Annotated in this window: 15 protein-coding genes and 1 pseudogene; 7 read left to right on the top strand and 9 right to left on the bottom strand. The window is 63.2% G+C overall.

What is annotated here, in order from left to right; all coding sequences use genetic code 11:
* Nucleotides 1-55 precede the first annotated feature (55 nt).
* Together addA and A6A04_RS14930 are read left to right on the top strand one after the other, a co-directional pair.
* Nucleotides 56-3,517 (top strand): double-strand break repair helicase AddA, encoded by a 3,462-nt coding sequence (gene addA / locus A6A04_RS14935; protein WP_068494510.1) that lies wholly within the window; start codon nucleotides 56-58, stop codon nucleotides 3,515-3,517.
* A 70-nt stretch (nucleotides 3,518-3,587) separates the two neighbouring features.
* Nucleotides 3,588-3,998, top strand: a complete 411-nt coding sequence (locus A6A04_RS14930) for a PaaI family thioesterase (protein WP_068494251.1) — start codon at nucleotides 3,588-3,590, stop codon at nucleotides 3,996-3,998.
* A gap of 3 nt (nucleotides 3,999-4,001) precedes the next feature.
* Here A6A04_RS14930 and A6A04_RS14925 read toward each other — a convergent pair whose 3' ends face one another.
* The 6 genes from A6A04_RS14925 to A6A04_RS14900 all read right to left on the bottom strand — a co-directional run bounded on the left by A6A04_RS14925 (nucleotide 4,002) and on the right by A6A04_RS14900 (nucleotide 11,488).
* Entirely contained in the window at nucleotides 4,002-6,041 is a 2,040-nt protein-coding gene (locus A6A04_RS14925; RefSeq protein WP_068494250.1) for an ATP-binding protein, read from the bottom strand.
* A gap of 425 nt (nucleotides 6,042-6,466) precedes the next feature.
* A complete protein-coding gene (gene cysQ / locus A6A04_RS14920; RefSeq protein ID WP_068494248.1) occupies nucleotides 6,467-7,240 on the bottom strand; it encodes a 3'(2'),5'-bisphosphate nucleotidase CysQ in 774 nt (257 codons plus the stop codon).
* Nucleotides 7,237-9,459, bottom strand: coding sequence for a xanthine dehydrogenase family protein molybdopterin-binding subunit (locus A6A04_RS14915; protein ID WP_068494246.1), 2,223 nt, complete (start codon nucleotides 9,457-9,459; stop codon nucleotides 7,237-7,239). The genes cysQ and A6A04_RS14915 overlap by 4 nt, the downstream gene beginning before the upstream one ends.
* Complete coding sequence (gene amrB / locus A6A04_RS14910) at nucleotides 9,456-10,826, bottom strand: AmmeMemoRadiSam system protein B (RefSeq protein WP_068494244.1); 1,371 nt, start codon at nucleotides 10,824-10,826, stop codon at nucleotides 9,456-9,458. Before amrB ends, A6A04_RS14915 begins: the two co-directional genes overlap by 4 nt.
* Before the next feature lie 45 nt (nucleotides 10,827-10,871).
* The gene (locus tag A6A04_RS14905; RefSeq protein ID WP_068494242.1) at nucleotides 10,872-11,246 is read right to left on the bottom strand and encodes a type II toxin-antitoxin system VapC family toxin; all 375 of its coding nucleotides are present in this window, start codon (nucleotides 11,244-11,246) and stop codon (nucleotides 10,872-10,874) included.
* Nucleotides 11,243-11,488 carry a type II toxin-antitoxin system Phd/YefM family antitoxin gene (locus tag A6A04_RS14900; RefSeq protein ID WP_068494240.1) on the bottom strand — a complete coding sequence of 82 codons (246 nt, stop codon included), beginning with the start codon at nucleotides 11,486-11,488 and terminating at the stop codon, nucleotides 11,243-11,245. The genes A6A04_RS14905 and A6A04_RS14900 overlap by 4 nt, the downstream gene beginning before the upstream one ends.
* 71 nt (nucleotides 11,489-11,559) lie before the next feature.
* On the opposite strand from A6A04_RS14900, the pseudogene A6A04_RS14895 reads away from it, so the two are divergent.
* Together A6A04_RS14895 and A6A04_RS14890 are read left to right on the top strand one after the other, a co-directional pair.
* Nucleotides 11,560-11,853 (top strand): annotated as a pseudogene (locus A6A04_RS14895) (AmmeMemoRadiSam system radical SAM enzyme); the annotation flags it as partial.
* 66 nt (nucleotides 11,854-11,919) lie between these two features.
* A complete protein-coding gene (locus A6A04_RS14890; protein WP_156612635.1) occupies nucleotides 11,920-13,626 on the top strand; it encodes a tyrosine-type recombinase/integrase in 1,707 nt (568 codons plus the stop codon).
* A gap of 288 nt (nucleotides 13,627-13,914) precedes the next feature.
* Here the strand turns inward: A6A04_RS14890 and A6A04_RS14885 are convergent, their stop codons facing one another.
* Nucleotides 13,915-14,241 (bottom strand): DUF3768 domain-containing protein, encoded by a 327-nt coding sequence (locus A6A04_RS14885; protein WP_068494234.1) that lies wholly within the window; start codon nucleotides 14,239-14,241, stop codon nucleotides 13,915-13,917.
* Nucleotides 14,242-14,288: 47 nt separating this feature from the next.
* Nucleotides 14,289-14,744 (bottom strand): hypothetical protein, encoded by a 456-nt coding sequence (locus A6A04_RS14880; protein ID WP_068494232.1) that lies wholly within the window; start codon nucleotides 14,742-14,744, stop codon nucleotides 14,289-14,291.
* 327 nt (nucleotides 14,745-15,071) lie between these two features.
* On the opposite strand from A6A04_RS14880, the gene A6A04_RS22725 reads away from it, so the two are divergent.
* Genes A6A04_RS22725 through A6A04_RS22435 form a run of 3 tightly spaced genes read left to right on the top strand, consistent with a single transcriptional unit; the run spans nucleotide 15,072 to nucleotide 16,307 of the window.
* Nucleotides 15,072-15,572: a hypothetical protein gene (locus tag A6A04_RS22725; RefSeq protein WP_172822786.1), complete on the top strand. Its 501-nt coding sequence runs from the start codon at nucleotides 15,072-15,074 to the stop codon at nucleotides 15,570-15,572.
* Nucleotides 15,490-16,035, top strand: a complete 546-nt coding sequence (locus tag A6A04_RS22440) for a hypothetical protein (protein WP_156612634.1) — start codon at nucleotides 15,490-15,492, stop codon at nucleotides 16,033-16,035. Before A6A04_RS22725 ends, A6A04_RS22440 begins: the two co-directional genes overlap by 83 nt.
* Nucleotides 16,032-16,307, top strand: a complete 276-nt coding sequence (locus tag A6A04_RS22435; protein WP_156612633.1) for a hypothetical protein — start codon at nucleotides 16,032-16,034, stop codon at nucleotides 16,305-16,307. Before A6A04_RS22440 ends, A6A04_RS22435 begins: the two co-directional genes overlap by 4 nt.
* Before the next feature lie 21 nt (nucleotides 16,308-16,328).
* Here the strand turns inward: A6A04_RS22435 and A6A04_RS14875 are convergent, their stop codons facing one another.
* Complete coding sequence (locus A6A04_RS14875; protein WP_156612632.1) at nucleotides 16,329-16,796, bottom strand: hypothetical protein; 468 nt, start codon at nucleotides 16,794-16,796, stop codon at nucleotides 16,329-16,331.
* Between the last annotated feature and the right edge of the window lie 47 nt (nucleotides 16,797-16,843).

Below are 16,843 nucleotides of genomic sequence, written 5' to 3'. Positions count from 1 at the left end.
GCGGGCGAAAGTGAAGGAATTGACGGCTTGGTCTTGATGCTGTCATTGGTTGAGCATGACCGCGACACTCCTCACCCAGGACGCCGATCTCCGCCAGCGCCGCGCCGCCGACCCGACCGCCAGCGTCTGGGTGGCGGCCAGCGCCGGGACCGGCAAGACCAAGGTGCTGACCGACCGGGTGTTGACCCTGCTGCTGGCGGGGACGCCGCCCCACAAGATTCTGTGCCTGACCTTCACCAAGGCGGCGGCGGCCGAGATGTCCAACCGCATCCAGGGCCGCCTCGCCCGCTGGGCCATCGCCAGCGAGGAAAAGCTGGCCGGGGAACTGGCGGAGCTGCTGGGCCGGGCCCCAGAGGCGCCCGAAGCCTTGCGGGCGCGGCGCCTGTTCGCCCTGGTGCTGGATGCGGCGGGCGGCGCCATGCGCATCGAGACCATCCACGCCTTCTGCCAGTCGCTGCTGCGCCGCTTTCCCCTGGAAGCCGGGATCGCGCCGCATTTCCAGGTGATGGACGACCGCGACGCCGCCGAACTGCTCGACGCCGCCAAGCTGGAAACCCTGGCGCGTGCCCGCGACGGCGTCGATCCCGCCCTGGCCGACGCCCTGGCACTGGTCACCGGCCGGGTGCATGAAACCGCCTTTCCCGAGCTGATGGCCGAACTGGCCAGCGCGCGCGGCCGGTTGGACCGCCTGCTGATCCGCCATGGCGGCCTTGGCGGCGTGGAGGCGGCGTTGAGACGGCGGCTCGACCTCGCGCCCGACGACTCCGCGGCGTCCATCCTGGCCTGGGCCTGCGACGAGGCCCATTTCGACGGAGCCGGATTGCGGGCGGCGGCCTCGGCCCTGCTGGCGGGCGCCAAGACCGATCAGGAACGCGGCGGCCTGCTGGCGGCCTGGCTGGCCGATCTGGCCGGGCGCCCGGCCGGGTTCGCCGCCTGGCGGGCGGCCTTCTTGACCAAGGAGGGCGAGCCGCGCAAGACGCTCTGCACCAAGGCGGTGCGCGACGGCAGCCCGGGGGTGGAGGACGCGCTGCGGGCCGAGGCGGAGCGGTTGGTGCGGGTGTCCGAGCGTCTGAAATCGGCCAAGGTCGCGGAGGCCACCGAGGCGTTGCTGTGTCTGGGCTCGGCGCTTCTGGCCTCCTATAAGCGGGCCAAGGCCGCCCGCGCCCTGATGGATTACGACGACCTGATCCTGGCGGCCCGCGACCTGCTGGCGCGGCCCGGCACCGCACCCTGGGTGCTGTTCAAGCTGGACGGCGGCATCGACCATGTGCTGATCGACGAGGCCCAGGACACCAATCCCGACCAGTGGGCGGTGGTGGAGGCCCTGACCGGAGAGTTCTTCGCCGGGCGCGGCGCCCGCGAACTGGTGCGCACCGTCTTCGCGGTGGGCGACGCCAAGCAGTCCATCTACAGCTTCCAGCGCGCCGATCCGCGCGAGTTCGAGCGCATGCGCGCCAGCTTCGCCGAGCATGTCCCGGATTCGGGCGGGCGCTGGGAGGAAATCGCCCTCAACCTGTCCTTCCGCTCCACCCGCGCCGTGCTGGACGCGGTCAACGCCGTCTTCGCGCCGGGCCGCCCCGCCCGTGACGGCGTGGCCGGTCCCACGGACGACATCACCCATCTGGCCCATCGCTCCGGGGCGGCGGGGCGGGTGGAGGTGTGGCCGGTGGTGGAGCCCCGCGCCGCCGACGATGCGCCGCCCTGGAAGCCGCCGGTGGAGCGCATCCGGGGCGATTCGCCCCAGACCCGGCTGGCCCGGCTGGTGGCGGGGCGCATCCGCGCCATGATCTACACCGAGCGGCTGGAGTCCAAGGACCGGCCGGTGCGGGCGGGGGACGTGCTGGTGCTGGTGCGCCGCCGGGGCGGCTTCGTCGAGGATCTGGTGCGCGAACTGAAGACCCGCAAGGTCGAGGTGGCGGGTGCCGACCGCATGGTGCTGGCCGACCAGATGGCGGTGATGGACCTGATGGCGCTGGGCAATTTCCTGCTGCTGCCCGACGACGACCTGACCCTGGCGACAGTGCTGAAGGGGCCGCTGCTGGGCCTGTCGGAAGACCAACTCTTCGCCCTGGCCCATGGAAGGGGCGAGGCCGGGCTGTGGGAGACCCTGAAGCGCCGCATCCTGGATGATCCTGATTTCGAGCGCGCCTATCTGGAATTGTCCGACCTGCTGGGCCAGGTCGATCATCTGTCGCCCCACGGCCTGTATGCCCGGGTTCTGGGGCCGCTGGGGGGGCGGCGTCGTCTGCTGGCCCGCCTGGGCATGGAGGCCGAGGATCCCATCGACGAGTTCATGGCGCTGTCGCTGGCCTATGAGCGTGCCCATCCGCCCTCGCTGCAAGGCTTCCTGCACTGGCTGGAGGCGGGCGATGTGGAGATCAAGCGCGACCTGGAACAGGGCGGCCGCGACGCGGTGCGCATCATGACGGTGCATGGGTCAAAGGGATTGCAGGCGCCCGTGGTCTTCCTGCCCGACACCATGGCGGTGCCGACCCGGGCGCCGCGCCTGATGTGGCTGGGCGAAGGCGAGGAGGAACTGCCGGTATGGCCGCCGCGCACCGAGGACATGGACCGCCATTGCCGCGACGGCGCCGAAGCCCGCAAGCAGGCCACAAGGCGGGAATATCACCGCTTGCTGTATGTGGCCATGACCCGGGCCGAGGACCGGCTGGTGGTATGCGGTTGGAGTGGGCGCAAGGCGCCGCCCGAGGGCTGTTGGCACCAATTGGTCGGCGATGCCCTGGCGCCCCTGGCCGAGACGGTGGAGGACCCGGTGCTGGCCCAGGCCAAGGAGACCGCCGAGCCCGCCATCCTGCGCCTGAGCTCGCCCCAGACGGCTTCGCCCGAGTCTGCCCGCCAGCATGACGCCGCCCTGCCGCCGCCCACCGCCCTGCCGCCCTGGGTCTGGCGGCCCGCCCCCGACGAGCCTTCGCCGCCGCGTCCGCTGGCCCCGTCGCGGCCCGATGGCGAGGAGCCGCCGGTACGCTCGCCCCTGGCCGAAGGCGACGGCGAGCGGCGTTGGCAGCGGGGCAAGCTGATCCACCGCCTGCTCCAGACCATGCCCGACCTTCCCCCGGCCGAGCGGTCCAAGGCCATGCTGCGCTATCTGCGCCGCCCCGCCTGGGGGCTGGAAACCGCCGAGCAGTTGGCCATCGCCAACGAGGTCTCCGACATCCTGGACCATCCCGGCCTGGCGGGGCTGTTCGGTCCCGGCGCCCGCGCCGAGGTGCCGCTGGTGGGACGTATCGGCGACCGCATCGTCTCGGGCCGGGTCGACCGGCTGGTGGTGACCGAGGCCGAGGTCGTGGTGGTGGACTACAAGACCAACCGCCGCCCACCCACCGACGCGGCAGGCATTCCCGACCTCTATATCCGCCAGATGGCGGCCTATCGCCTGGCCCTGGCCTGCATCTATCCCCGCCACCGCATCCGCTGCCTGCTGGTGTGGACCGATGGTCCGCGTCTGATGGAAATCGAGGCGGCCCGCCTGGACGACGCCCTGGCCGGAATGGCTTAAGGCTTTAGCCCGCTTGCCGTTCCCGGCGATTTTCGCGACACTGGTCAGACCACTCTGCCCCGGAGACGCCATGCCCGCCATCACCGCCGAAGCCTTCAACGCCCTTTTGGTGGAAAAGCTGCCCATGGGGGTGGCGCTGGGCATCCGCGCCGAAACCATCGGCAAGGGCAGCGCCCGGCTGATCATGCCCTTCGGTCCCCATCTGACCCGGCCGGTGGATGTGGTCTGCGGTCCCGCCCTGATGACCCTGGCCGATGTGGCGCTTTACGCCGCCGTGCTGTCGGCCATCGGCCTGCAGGAAATGGCGGTGACCAGCAATCTCAACATCAGTTTCCTGCGCAAGGCGGAACGCTGCGACATTGTCGCCGAGGCCAGCCTGTTGAAGCAGGGCCGCCGCCTGGCCATGGGGGCGGTGGAACTGATCAATGCGGAGACCGACGAACTGGTCTCCCATGTCACCGCCACTTACGCCATTCCCTGACGCTCAATTCGGGGCGGCGTGAAGGGTGAAGGTGAAGGTGGTGCCCAGGCCGGGGGCGGAGTCCAGCCAGATGCCGCCGCCGAAGCGATGCACGATGCGGCGGCATAAGGTGAGGCCGATGCCGGTTCCGTCAGGATGGGATGACGGGTCCAGGCGCTGGAAGATCTCGAAGATCTTGTCGTGATACTCCGCCGCGATGCCGATGCCGTTATCCTTGACCGCGAAGCGCCACATCCCGTCTTGATCGGGTTCTGCCGTCACCGAGATCATCGGCTTGCGGCTGGGGTCGCGATATTTCAGGGCATTGCCCACCAGATTCTGGAACAGGCTGACCAGATGGGTCGGCTCGCCCATCACCACCGGCAATTGGCCCACGGAAATCTCGGCCCCGGAATCCTTGATTTCCGCCGTCAGATTGTCGATGGCCAGGGCCATGGCCTCGGCGGCCGAACACGGCTGCCACGGGGCGGACTGGTTGGATACGCGGGAATATTCCAGCAGATCGCCGATCAGGCAGGTCATCCGCTTGGAATTGTCGACGATGAAGCCGATAAAATCGTCGGCATCCTGGTCCAGCCGGTTCTTGTAGCGCCGTTCCAGCAGTTGGGCATAGCTGACGATGTTGCGCAGCGGCGTCTGAAGATCGTGGGACGCCACATAGGCGAACTGTTCCAGCTCCCGGTTGGAGGCATCGAGGTCGCGAACCAGGCGTCGCTGGGTTTCGCGGAACTCGACCCAGTCGGTGATGTCGCGGCCCACGGCCTGAACCTCGAAGATACGACCGTCCATGCCGTGGATGGCGCACCCCTCCCACGACACCCAGCGGATTGTGCCCGGCATGTTCATCCGGGATTCCACCTTGGCGCGATAGGCCGGGCCGACCATGGTCTGGGCGATGGCCTGGGCCGTGGTGGCGATATCGGCCTCGTGAACATAGTCTTGCCAGGGCTGGCCGATCACCTCGTTCGCGCCATGGCCGAAGGCACGGGCAAAGGCGTCGTTGACGAAAGTGAACCGGTGATCGGGGGCGATGCGGACCACCAGGTCGCTTTGGGTTTCGATCAGGCCGCGATAGCGCTGTTCGCCCTCGCGCAGGGCCCTCAAACGGCGCAGGGCCAGGGCGGTCAGGCCGATGACCGCCAGGGCCAGGGTGGCCACCACCAGGGACTGGATCAGGGCCTCGGCCCGCCATGGGGCCAGGACCCCATCCAGGGGACGGCCGACGATCACCACCAGCGGCGGCAGCGACGGGTCCGCCAGGGTGCGGACCGCCGAAAGCTTCATCTTGCCATCGGTGACGGTGAGATGGGTATGGATGCTGCTGGGACTTCCCGCCTCGCGGTGCAGGGCAAAGGCGCCGCCCTTGGATATGTTCTTGCCCACATAATGCTCGGGCGCGGGATCGCGGCCGATGATATCGCCCTCCGGCGTCACCAGCAGGGCCCCGGCCCCATCTTCGCCGGAATGGACCGAGCGCAGCAGGGTCTGGAAGTAGCTGAGCTCCAATGACACCACCAAAGCTCCCTGAAAGCGCCCCCGGGAATCGTGGAGTGGCATGGACGCAATGGTGATCAGGGCTCCATCCTTGCCGATGGGCAAGGGCTTGGTGACGTGGAGATCGCGTCCGGGAGGCAGTGACCGGGCGCCGACGAAATAGGGGCGCTCGGCCACCTGCAGTCCTTCCACCTGGGGATAGGTGGAGACGACGATCCGGCCATCCTCATCCACGATCAGGGCCTGGCGCGTTTCCGGCAATGCCTTGAGCCGCTGGGCCATGAACTCCCGGAACGCCGCCTTGTCGCCCTGGGGGGCCTCGGCGAAGGCCTTCAGCATCAGCCGCACCACGCGCAGGCTGCCTTGCACCTGTTCCTCGGTGACGCGGGCGGTGTCGGCCAGATTGGCGGCGGCGACGGCGATGGCCCGATCATATCCGGCGCGAAGCTGCACCGCCGTCAAGGCCCCCAGCAGCAGCAGGAAAATGAGGCACAGCGTCCAGGCGCCGAAGGGGGAGAGCGTCGCTTGCCGGGACTTGGGGGGCTGCATGGGCTGATGTGTTTCCGCTGATGTCGCCTGATCACCCGCAAGGACCGTAATCCGAAACCGCAGGTTCCTTCGTGAAGGCGGCTATGCTACCTGAAAATAATTAAAATGTAGTGCTTCGTGACATACTTTCGGGGGTTGGACGCTCCAATGACCGAACGGGCCCGGACACGAAAAGGCCGCCGGATTGGGGCCGGCGGCCTTTTTGACGCGTGATCCGGAAAAGCCCCCGAGGGACGGCGCGAACACCGTCACAACCACTCAAGGTTGCGGGTCAGTCCCGAGTCGCCGTACGTGCATTACGGCGGCTGTTGGGTGGCCGAAGCCTCGACCACAGAAAAAGTTTGGCGCAATTCCTGGATAAAATCAAGCTTTTTCACCCGGCAGGCGCCGGATCGGAGAGTGGATATCCGGCAATCAATGCGTGTTTATTGGGGGCCGCGAGCGATGAACCCGGGGTTGCGGAATCTCGGCTTGGCATAGGCGAAGACGCCGCCATCCAGGGTGGTCATGCTGCCCCCGGCATTGATCAGAATGGCCCCGGCGGCTGCGGTATCCCATTCCGAGGTGGGGCCGAAGCGGGGATAGAGATCGGCCACGCCCTCGGCCACCCGGCAGAATTTCAGCGACGACCCGGCGAAGTCCAGGGTGGCGCCGGGATAGGCCTTCATCCACTCCGCCAGTTGCTCGGGATCGCGGTGGGAGCGGCTGGTCAGCACCACCGCGCCATGGGCGGGCAGCCTGCGGCAGCGGATGGGGCGGCGGCCCTGCCCATCCTCGCGGAAGGCGGCGCCGTCGGCGCCCGACCACAAGATGCCCTGGGCCGGGGCCAGCACCACGCCGATCGCCGGGACGCCGTCCTTGATCAGACCGATATTGACGGTGAACTCGCCGTTGCGCTTGACGAATTCCTTGGTGCCGTCCAGCGGGTCCACCAGCCAGAACGGCCCTTTGCCCACCTCGGGGATGCGTCCAGCGGCGGCGGCTTCCTCGGCCACCACCGGGATGCCGGGGGTCAGGGCCTCCAGGCCGGGCAGGATGATGGCCTCGGCCCGCTGGTCGGCGGCGGTGACGGGCGAATTGTCGTCCTTGCGTTCCACCGCGAAGTCGGAATTGTAGACTTCCATGATCACGGAACCGGCCTTGCGGGCCAAGTCTTCCAGGGCGGGCAGCAGGGAACGGAGGTCTTGGGGCAGGCTCATGCGGCTGACTTTCGCAAGTGGGTCCAGAGGGCCAGCGGCGTGGCGGGCATGTCCATATGGCGGATATCCAGGGCATTGCAAAGGGCGTTGATGACGGCGGGCGCCGCGCCGATGGTGCCGGCCTCGCCCGCGCCCTTGATCCCCAGCGGATGGGTGCGGCAGGGAATTTCCACGGTGGAGAAGTCGATGGTGGGGATATGCGCGGCCCTTGGCATGGCGTAGTCGACGAAGCTCGAGGTCAGCGGCTGGGCGCTGTCGGGATCGTAGAGCGCGTGCTCCAGCAGGGCCTGGCCGATGCCCTGCGCCGCGCCGCCGATGATCTGGCCCTTCAGCAGCATGGGATTCAGCACCGTTCCCACATCGTCGACGATGGTATAGCGGAGAATTGCGGGCTCGCCGGTATCGGGGTCCACCTCCACCTCGCAGACATGGCAGCCATTGGGGAAGGTGGCGGCGGCGGGCTTGAAGCGCAAAGTCTCGGTCAGCGCCGCGCCATGCTCGCGCAGCACCTCGGCGAAGGCCACCGAGCCGGTTCCGGCGCGGTAGGTTCCGGCCGCGAACCTCACCTCGGACGCCTCCGCCTGCAACAGCCCGGCCGCCAGCGGCTTCAATCGCTCCACCACCGTGTCCACGGCGCAAGCGATGGCGCCGCCCTGCTGCGACAGCGAGCGCGAGCCCCCGGTGCCGCCGCCCTCCGCGATGCGGCGGGTATCGCCCTGGACGAAGGAAATGGCCGCCAGGTCCAGGCCCAGCTCGGCGGCGATCATCTGGGGAAAAGCGGTCTCGTGTCCCTGGCCCGACGACTGGGTGCCCACCATCACTTCCGCCGACCCATCGGGCGCCAGGGTCAGGGTGACGTCCTCGCCGCCGGTGCCGCCGCAGATTTCCACGTAGGTGGCCAGGCCGATGCCGCGCAACCGGCCCCGAGCGGCTGACTGGGCCTTGCGGGCCTCGAATCCGGCCCAGTCGGCCCGGGCCAGCGCCTGGGTCATCACCCGGTTGAACTCGCCGGAATCATAGGTATGGCGCCCGGCCGTCGCATAGGGAAAGGCCTCGGGCGGAATGAAATTGCGCCGCCGCAACTCCACCGGCGAGACGCCGATCTCGCGCGCCGCCACATCCACCAGCCGCTCGATCAGATAGGCGGCCTCGGGCCGTCCGGCACCGCGATAGGCATCCACCGGGGTGGTGTGGGTGTGGACGCAACGCACGCGGGCATGGAAGGCGGCAATGTCATAGACGCCGGTCAGCATGCCGGTCCCCGCCAGGGTGGGAACGAACGCTCCATAGAGCGAGGCATAGGCGCCGATATCGGCGGTGGTCTCCACCGCCAGGGCCAGGAAGCGGCCCTGGCCGTCCAGGGCGAGGCGGGCATGGCTTTCATGGCCGCGGCCATGGGTGTCGGACAGGAAGGATTCGGTGCGATCCGCCGTCCATTTCACCGCCCGGCCCAGCCGCCGCGCCGCCGCCAGCACCAGCACCTGCTCGGCGAAGGGGCTGATCTTGAGGCCGAAGCCGCCGCCCACATCGGGGGTGATGACGTCGAGATCGGCGGGGTCCAGCCCCATGATGGCGGCGACGCCGTCCCGGATTTCGTGGACACCCTGGCTGCCCGCCATCAGTTCCAGCCACCCATCGGCCAAGGGGCGGGCGAGGCAGGCGCGCGGTTCCAGCGCGGTGGGGGCGAGGCGGTTGTTGATCAGGTCAAGCTCGACCACGCGCGCGGCGCGGGCGAAGGCGGCCTCGACCTCGGCCTTGTCGCCCATCTCCCAGTCCAGCGCCGTCTCGGTGGCGGCTTTGATGGTCCCGGCGGCGGGTAGCGGGGTGTAGTCCACCCACACCGCCTCGGCGGCGTCGCGGGCCTGTTCGGCGGTCTCGGCCACCACGAAGGCCAGGGGCTCGCCCGCGTGGCGGGTGCGGGGACCGGCCAGCACCGGCCGGGGCAGGGGATCGGGCTGGCCCTTGGGCCAGTAGCCGCAGCGCATGGGGCCGATGCCATCGGCCGCCAGATCCCCGGCGGTGAGGATCAGCAGCACGCCGGGCATGCTCCGCGCCGCCTCGGTGTTCACCACTACATCGGCATGGGGATGCAGCGAGCGCACCACCCAGCCGAAGGCCTGGCCGGGATGGTTGAGATCGTCGGTATAGATTCCGGCACCGGTCAGGAAGCGTTGGTCTTCCACCCGCTTCACCGACTGGCCGAAGCCGAAACGCTTCACTTGCCGATCTCCACCGCCTGGAAGGTGGAGGCCTTGAAGCTGGGCGACCAGTGGTTTTGCGCCATGCCCGCCTTGGCCTTGAGATGGGCGATGAACTGGGCCTTGTCGGGCAACTGCTCCCAGACCGAGGGCAGGAACAGGGCGCGTTTGCCCTGATCCTCGATGATCAGGCCGTCGATGCGCACCCGCAATTGGGCCAGCAGGTCGGCCTCGTCCTTGAAGCGCATGGGCACCGGCGGCGTCAGCACCGACAGCGACAGTTCCAGCCCGTCCAACTCGTCCCGGGTGAGCGGCGGGAAGCGCGGGTCCTTGAAGGCGGCCTTGAAGGCGTTGTCCAGCACGTCCTCGGCCAGTCCCCGCCACGCCACCGGCGAGCCGATGCAGCCCCGCAGGCGACCGTGGCGGTTCAGGGTGACGAAGACCGCGCCCGGCTTGCCGAACACCTTGGGTGCGTCGGCCTCGATGCGGGCATGGGGGGCGAAGCCGTTGTCGAGGCCGTGGCGGATGGAGGCCCAGGCGGCATCCACCAGGGCGGGGCCGACGGCGCGGATGGCGGCCTCGCCCCCATCCGATTCGTACAGCGCCCACGAGCCATAGCCCACCACCCGGTCCTTGGGTCCGGCGGTGTCGCCGGAATTGCGCACGTCCAGGGTGACGATCTCCAGGCCCCGCTGCTTGGCGCAGAGCAGCAGGCCGCCCACCGGCACCCGGCCGCAGGCGCCCTCGCGGCCGATTCCCGCCGGGTCCAGTCCCTCGATGGCGGCGACGGTGGTCTGGTCCAGGCGGCGGCACTCGTCATAGCCCAGATAGTGGGACAGGTCGGTGGACACCACGATCAGGGTTTCCGGCCCGCCCCAGGCGGCGTCGATCACGCCCGCCACCAGATCGGCGGGGGCGTCGCCCACCACGATGGGCAGCAGCTTGAACTCGCCCAGCACCGCCTGCAGGAAGGGGACATGCACCTCCAGCGAATGCTCCTGGGCATGGGCCTGGTCCAGCACGCCGACGCCGGGCAGGGCTTTCAGTGCCTCGGCACCCTCGCGGTCCAGGCTCACCGGCCCCAGGGGCGAGGCCCATTGGTCGGCGTCGGACAAAGCGAGGCCGCGAAAGGCCACCCGGTGGCTGGGACCTAGCAGCACCACCCGCCGGATAGTGCCCCTGAGCGGCAGCAGAAGCACATAGGCGCTGGCCGCCACCGCGCCGGAATAGACCCAACCGGCATGGGGCGCGATCAGCGCCTTGGGCGTTCTGGAATCACCAGGTCGGGATTTGGCCTCTTCGAGAAAGGCGGTGAGCTGCCGGTTGGCCTCGGCGAAATCGGCGGGATAGAACATGCCTGCGACGGCGGCGGGACGGATCGCGGTCATGGCTGCATCTCCGAACAGGGACTCCAGGATAGCAAAGCGGCCGCGCTAAATCGACGCTACCGCGTAAAGACCAATGGTCTGGTCCACCGTGGCGATGGTCAGTCCTTCGTGCTGGGCCTGGGCCACCAGCATGCGGTCGAACGGGTCGGAGTGATGCCGGGGCAGGGCGCCTGCCCGGCGGGCGTGCTCAATGGTGATGGGCAGTTCCGAGAAACCGCCATCGGCCAGCACCGCCGTCAGTTCGTCCACCGGAAAGTCGAGCTTGCCCAGGGCCTGCTTGATGGCGATCTCCCAGGCGGTGGCGGCGCTGACGAAGGCCTCGGTTCCCGGATCGGCGATGGCGGCCCTGATGATCGGCGGCAGCGCCGGGTCGTCGGCCAGCCACCACAGCAGCACATGGGTATCGAGCAGCAGCCTCATGGGGCCTCGCCCCGGAAGGCGGCGGCCATGTCCTCGGGCAACGGGGCGTCGAAATCCTCGGCGATGCGGATGCGTCCCTTGAGGCCGCCCGGCCGTCGTGACGCCGCCGCCGGAGCCAAGGGCATCAGGCGGGCGACGGGACGGCCCGCCTTGGCGATGATAATCTCCTCGCCCGCGGCGGCGCGCTCCACCAGCTGCGACAGATGGGTCTTGGCCTCGTAAAGATTGATCGCCCGGCTCATGGGGGGGGCTTCTCCTTGACCAACTTGGTCAAGCGTATCATGGGGACGGGGTTTCGTGCTAGAATTCCGCCATGACCACGACCCTCGAAGGCTCGCATTTTCCCGGACGCCATTGGCATCGGCTGGACGACGGCCGGGTGCAATGCGATGTCTGCCCGCGCGAATGCAGGCTGCATGACGGCCAGCGCGGCCTGTGCTTCGTGCGCGCCGCCTGGGACGGGGCCATGGTGCTGACCACCTATGGCCGCTCGTCGGGGTTCTGCATCGACCCTATCGAGAAGAAGCCGCTCAACCATTTCCTGCCCGGCACCCCCGTCCTGTCCTTCGGCACGGCGGGCTGCAACCTGACCTGCAAGTTCTGCCAGAAAATCCTGGCAGATGATTACTGACATATAAAATCCATTAATATCAGCGTGTTATAAAATTTGTGTGTGGATGAAAATTTCAACGCACAGTTTTACGCACAGATTTATCTTTGCAAATTCAGTCAGATCCAATATGCTCGTTTTGCGCCAACACAGTTTTTGACACAGGTGTGCGGGACGGGGATGGAGCAGGTCGTTCTAAGCGATGGTGAGATAACGCTTTACAGGCGTCCGGATGCTAGTAAGCGCGGCGTATGGCAGTGCAAGCTTCGCTTAAAGGGTGGGGTCTCATTGCGGCGCTCCACTAAGTCTAGTGACATTGATGTCGCCAAGGCATTCGCTCTTGAGCTTTACAGTTTTGAAGTTCTGGCTGAGCACCAAGTCGTATCCCCGGAAAAACATTCATTCGAAAATGGCGACATACTGCTCTACCGGCGCACCGATACGGTGAACGGGCCGTGGCAAGCTCGGATTAAAACTCCCAAAGGGGATTGGCTTGTAAAAAGTACGCGCCACAATGATCTGGCTGAGGCTTTAAGTGCGGCAAGGGACTTAAAGCGAGAAGTGGAGGTCAAAGAGAGACACGGCATCCCTTACGGGAGGCACAAATTCAGCCGAATCTGGAAGAAATGGCTGGATGAGCGAGGTGTGTACTATACGCAAAATAGGATTAAAACATTCGAGGGATTTGCTCGGAGGTATTTCTTCGAGTATTTCGATGAAAGGGCATTCGATCTCATTGATGACCTGTATGTGGAAAAATATTGGAGCTGGAGGATTAATTACTGGCGCAGTCATTCGGACGAACTTCAGCGTCTTTCAGGTAAGGTTGCGGTCGAGCCATCCTCGGCATTGCTGTATGCCGAAAAAGATGCGCTTTCCCAATTTTTCAAGTGGGCGGAGCGCAATAAGTTTATTGCCCGCAAGCCACAGCTTGAGGTCCCGGTAAAGCTGGAAAGAAATCGCCGCCCAGCTCTGGAACACCAGCAGTGGGTCAAATTTCTAAAGAAAGCCAAAGAATGGGAGCGGGAATCGCCTCGCCCACAGCACTTTGTCCCCCGCACGATGGCTCGCCTTTTTTGTGAGTTGCTAGTGCATAGCGGGCTTCGTCCGCTAGAGGCCAAGACCTTGCGGTGGAGGGACTTTTCCGCATTTAAGGACGAAAGCGGCCAAAATCAACTTGTCATACACGTCAATCCCGCGAGAAAGACCGGTGAGAGGGATACCGTCCCAATGCCTGTGTGCTGGAGTGTGGTTGAGGAATTGATCCGATTTCAAAAGAAACATCAATTGCCTTGTGAGCCAGATTCATGGGTGTTTTGCAATTTTAACGGAACGCAGTTAGGCGCAATAGAGAGGCCTGTCGAAAAAGCTTTTGAGTTTTCGAAAATAACCCATGACAGATTCGGCAGGAAATTTTCAGCCTATTCCTTCAGGCACACCTACGCGACCTTCCGCCTATTGTATGGGGATAATGTGGATGCTTACACGCTGGCAAAAAACATGGGAACCAGCGTGGAGATGATCGAGAAGCACTATGGTCATGTCTCTAATATGCAAAAAGCCACTGTGCTCACTTCCGTAAGGAAGAATATCCCGGAAGGCTTGGATAGCTTCCAGGCACGCATGATCACACGGGTCAATAAAGAGAAAACTGCACCGGTGCTAGTCAGGCTGCAAAAGGTGGACAAGAAGGCTGGAGGTTCACCGAGGGATGGCGAGTACTTCATTCGAATCGAAAATGACGTTCCAGATGTCCGGACCCGAAAATAAGTGCAGCAGCTTTGCAAGTGCCTGGCATTTGCCTTGATGCCTCATCGCTAGCTGGCGCCCCGCAGATTTCGAGTTCGCGCGTTTTAACGCTCATACAGCGACATCGGCTATCGAAGATGGATTGGCAGCGGGCCCTCCGCAAATCGCGTTGTATGAGCGTTAAAACGCGCTTTTGAGCGAGGCTGTGCGGCAGGGATGCCCTGTCCGGTGAAAACACAAAACGCCGCAACAGCGGCGCTTCATGAATTTTAAGTATTAAAATTTTCTGATCTGCTCTTTTGGCACTATTCAATATTCATCGGCGAGCATGATCGTGAGCACGCGAACGGTTTTTTGCAGATCAGCAGGATCATCGCTGGCGTAGGTAATCGACGGATCGTAGTAGTCGATTTTCCACATGGCCTTTGTACCTGCTACATCCACCGCACCCATGTCATGCTCGCCATATGGATCGTTGCTTTGATCGAATTGATCGAACTCACGGACGGTGGTGATAATGGCGCGGCCTAGCCACTCATCAAGGGCCTGTATGCCGGATGTGATGTAGACCTTGCCGCCGATGCCATACTGTCGGAGCTGATCATTCAATTCGCGGATGATTCGGATGCGTTGCATGCGATGGCTCCAAAAAGAAAAGGGGGCCGAAGCCCCCTATGGTTCCTCTACTTCTTAGTCATTCGCTTACGAGCGGTGATTGCCTGAGCTTCGAGCACATCATCCAGCTCACCTGCTTCAGCGGCGGCCTTGACGGTGTTTAGCGTGGCGGCCACATCGGACAGGCTCTTGCCGCACACCACTGTGGGCTTGGACTTGTTCGCACCGAGCGTCAGCGGCTGATTGGCGTACTTGGGAGCCAGATAGAAAACATCACCCTGGAGGAACCACCAGGGACGCACCTGCACATCATGGCTCACCTGACGGTGCGATCCATCTTCATCGGTAGTGCGCCGCATCTTGGTGACGACGAAGCTCTTACCCGAAATCGCCGCCTCAACGGCACCGATCTGATTGACCACGGCGGCGATGAACTTGGAGCGGGCACGGGTCTTGGTATTCATCGCATTCCGCGAAACCTTGGGCGGAGCAATGGTGGAAAATTCGAGGTTCTTGATGGACATGATTGCCTCCAGGGCGTGATTGCACTGGAGCTAACGTCACCCAATTGGATTCATGGGTCTCCCCTGAAAGGGAATTATCTTCATGCGTGAAGATAATTTTAGAGATATCAGCCTAACTGGCTTCATACATGGGTTCAAAGGTGGCCAATTGGCCACCATTTTCCCGAAATCCCAAAAAAATGCTGACCATGGCGAATTCAATTGGCCTGATTCACGTATCGAAAGCTAAATATAAATGTAGGTCAATGCGGTTCAGTCGACGTGCCTTTAAGGGATGTCTAGTGTTGAATATCGCGCATTGACCTGCTTGATTAACTGGATAAGGAAATGAATTTAATTTATTTCAAAGAGCAATTTATGTCAGGTGTTCAGTCGCGTGTTCGTCATGTGTTGAACAGGGCGGAAGCCCAAAGTCGGGTGTTTGGAGCCCACCACTCTGCCTTGGTGCAGGCCTGGGCCTCATGGATAAACACACGACGACAAACACATGACGCTTCCCTACGGGATGTTCCTTCGGAACACATGACAGGAACACGCGACGGGAACACAGGACGTGAATGTGTAGGGGAAATAGGTGTTGATAAAATTTCAGCTCAACCCGCAGATTTCATGCATGCGGAATTGCATCCACAGATAAATACAAGTGCCAGCAAGGCCAGTTTCATTGCCTGCCAGTTAATCAAAACAAGGGCGACGTTTCCAGCGTCGCCCTTTTCCACGTTTGAATTACAAGGAGGCAATTTCAATGAAACAAATATTCAAACTTTGGTACAACACGAACCCCAAGAAGGGTTCAAAATTCCACAAGGGCTACAGCATATCCGTTGAGGTTGATAGCGTTGAAGCTTTTTATCTAAACTTCCACACGCCGGATCATTGGTATCTACAAACCTATGCGCCCGCCCACATCACAGCGGAGCTGATGGCCTGCATGCCAAGCATCAATAAGGAGCGAAGCAGCGATCACATGGTGATAGCTGATTTCAAACCCAAGCTGTATGGCATGGAGGCTCCACCTTGGACTTGCTTGCTCGATCCAGCAAGGAGCTGCCCGGAACTGATTTTCATCCACTGGGAAGATGATGACTGGCGAATATCATGGTTTATGCACAAGGAGTTAAACAAGAGCGGCAATCGTCGGCACACACATGTATGGCAGGATGATTACAACGCTTTGGGAATCAGCGGTGTTCGCAAGCAGCAGGCAGCGCAGGTTGGTGGGATTGTATCCAATAAATTTCAAGCTGAACGTGGCTCCCAAGCTGCACCATATGGGAGGGTGCCACTATGAAATCCAGGGAAAGTTACGGTTATCTTATTGAATTTACCCCAGTACGCTCCCACAAGGAGTTCATGGATGAAGTGGTTCCTCGCGGATACAAGAAAACGTGGTGTCCAATTTATAAGCGAGAGCTAATGGGGATGTTCGGTCATGAGGTTGATCCCGACCAATATGCCAACAGCAGCTATTACCTGGGCCATTTGCCCGAGAAAAACATCCTGCTCCTCAAAATGCGCCATTTGGGCATCAAGCGGATTTGGCGAGTGGACGTGACGGTTTGACATGCAACGAAAAGGACGGCCTCAAACCGTCCTTTTCACATAACGCATAGCCATGTCGTCCAGCTTGGCCTGTAGTTTTTCACGTCGAGATATGCGGGATTGCATGTCACCAAGTTCAAGTTGCTCGGCTTGTGCATGTCCCCCATACATCAATCCACGAAATGCAGTCAGCTTTTGCTGCGCTTCCAGGTAGCGACGACGCAACAGCTTCATTCTGTGGACGTGCTTCAATGTCAGCTTTGGTGGCTGGTTGGCTATGGCCACGACACGTCCATTTTCGTGATCGACAGACCGGCTCGGCTTCTTACGCACTTTCAGCCTGTTGAATTTCACGTCGTAGGACAGATCGGCTGATAATGGTGTTTGGATGATTTCGTAAAGACGCATGTTGATACCCTCGGTGTAAGGGTATTTATCGAATTCATTAGTAGACGATACTCGCAATAGTAATTGTGTGCGTTCAGACATATCCCACAGCCCCCCGTCCATTCTTCGCTCACCGCAAATCCGGTTGATGACGGAATTCCCCGGCTCTT

Origin of the sequence: Paramagnetospirillum marisnigri, from assembly GCF_001650715.1 — a bacterium.
GTDB lineage: Bacteria > Pseudomonadota > Alphaproteobacteria > Rhodospirillales > Magnetospirillaceae > Phaeospirillum > Phaeospirillum marisnigri.
Note: the sequence above shows the minus strand (reverse complement) of the source record. Positions and strands in the feature narration are given on the sequence as shown.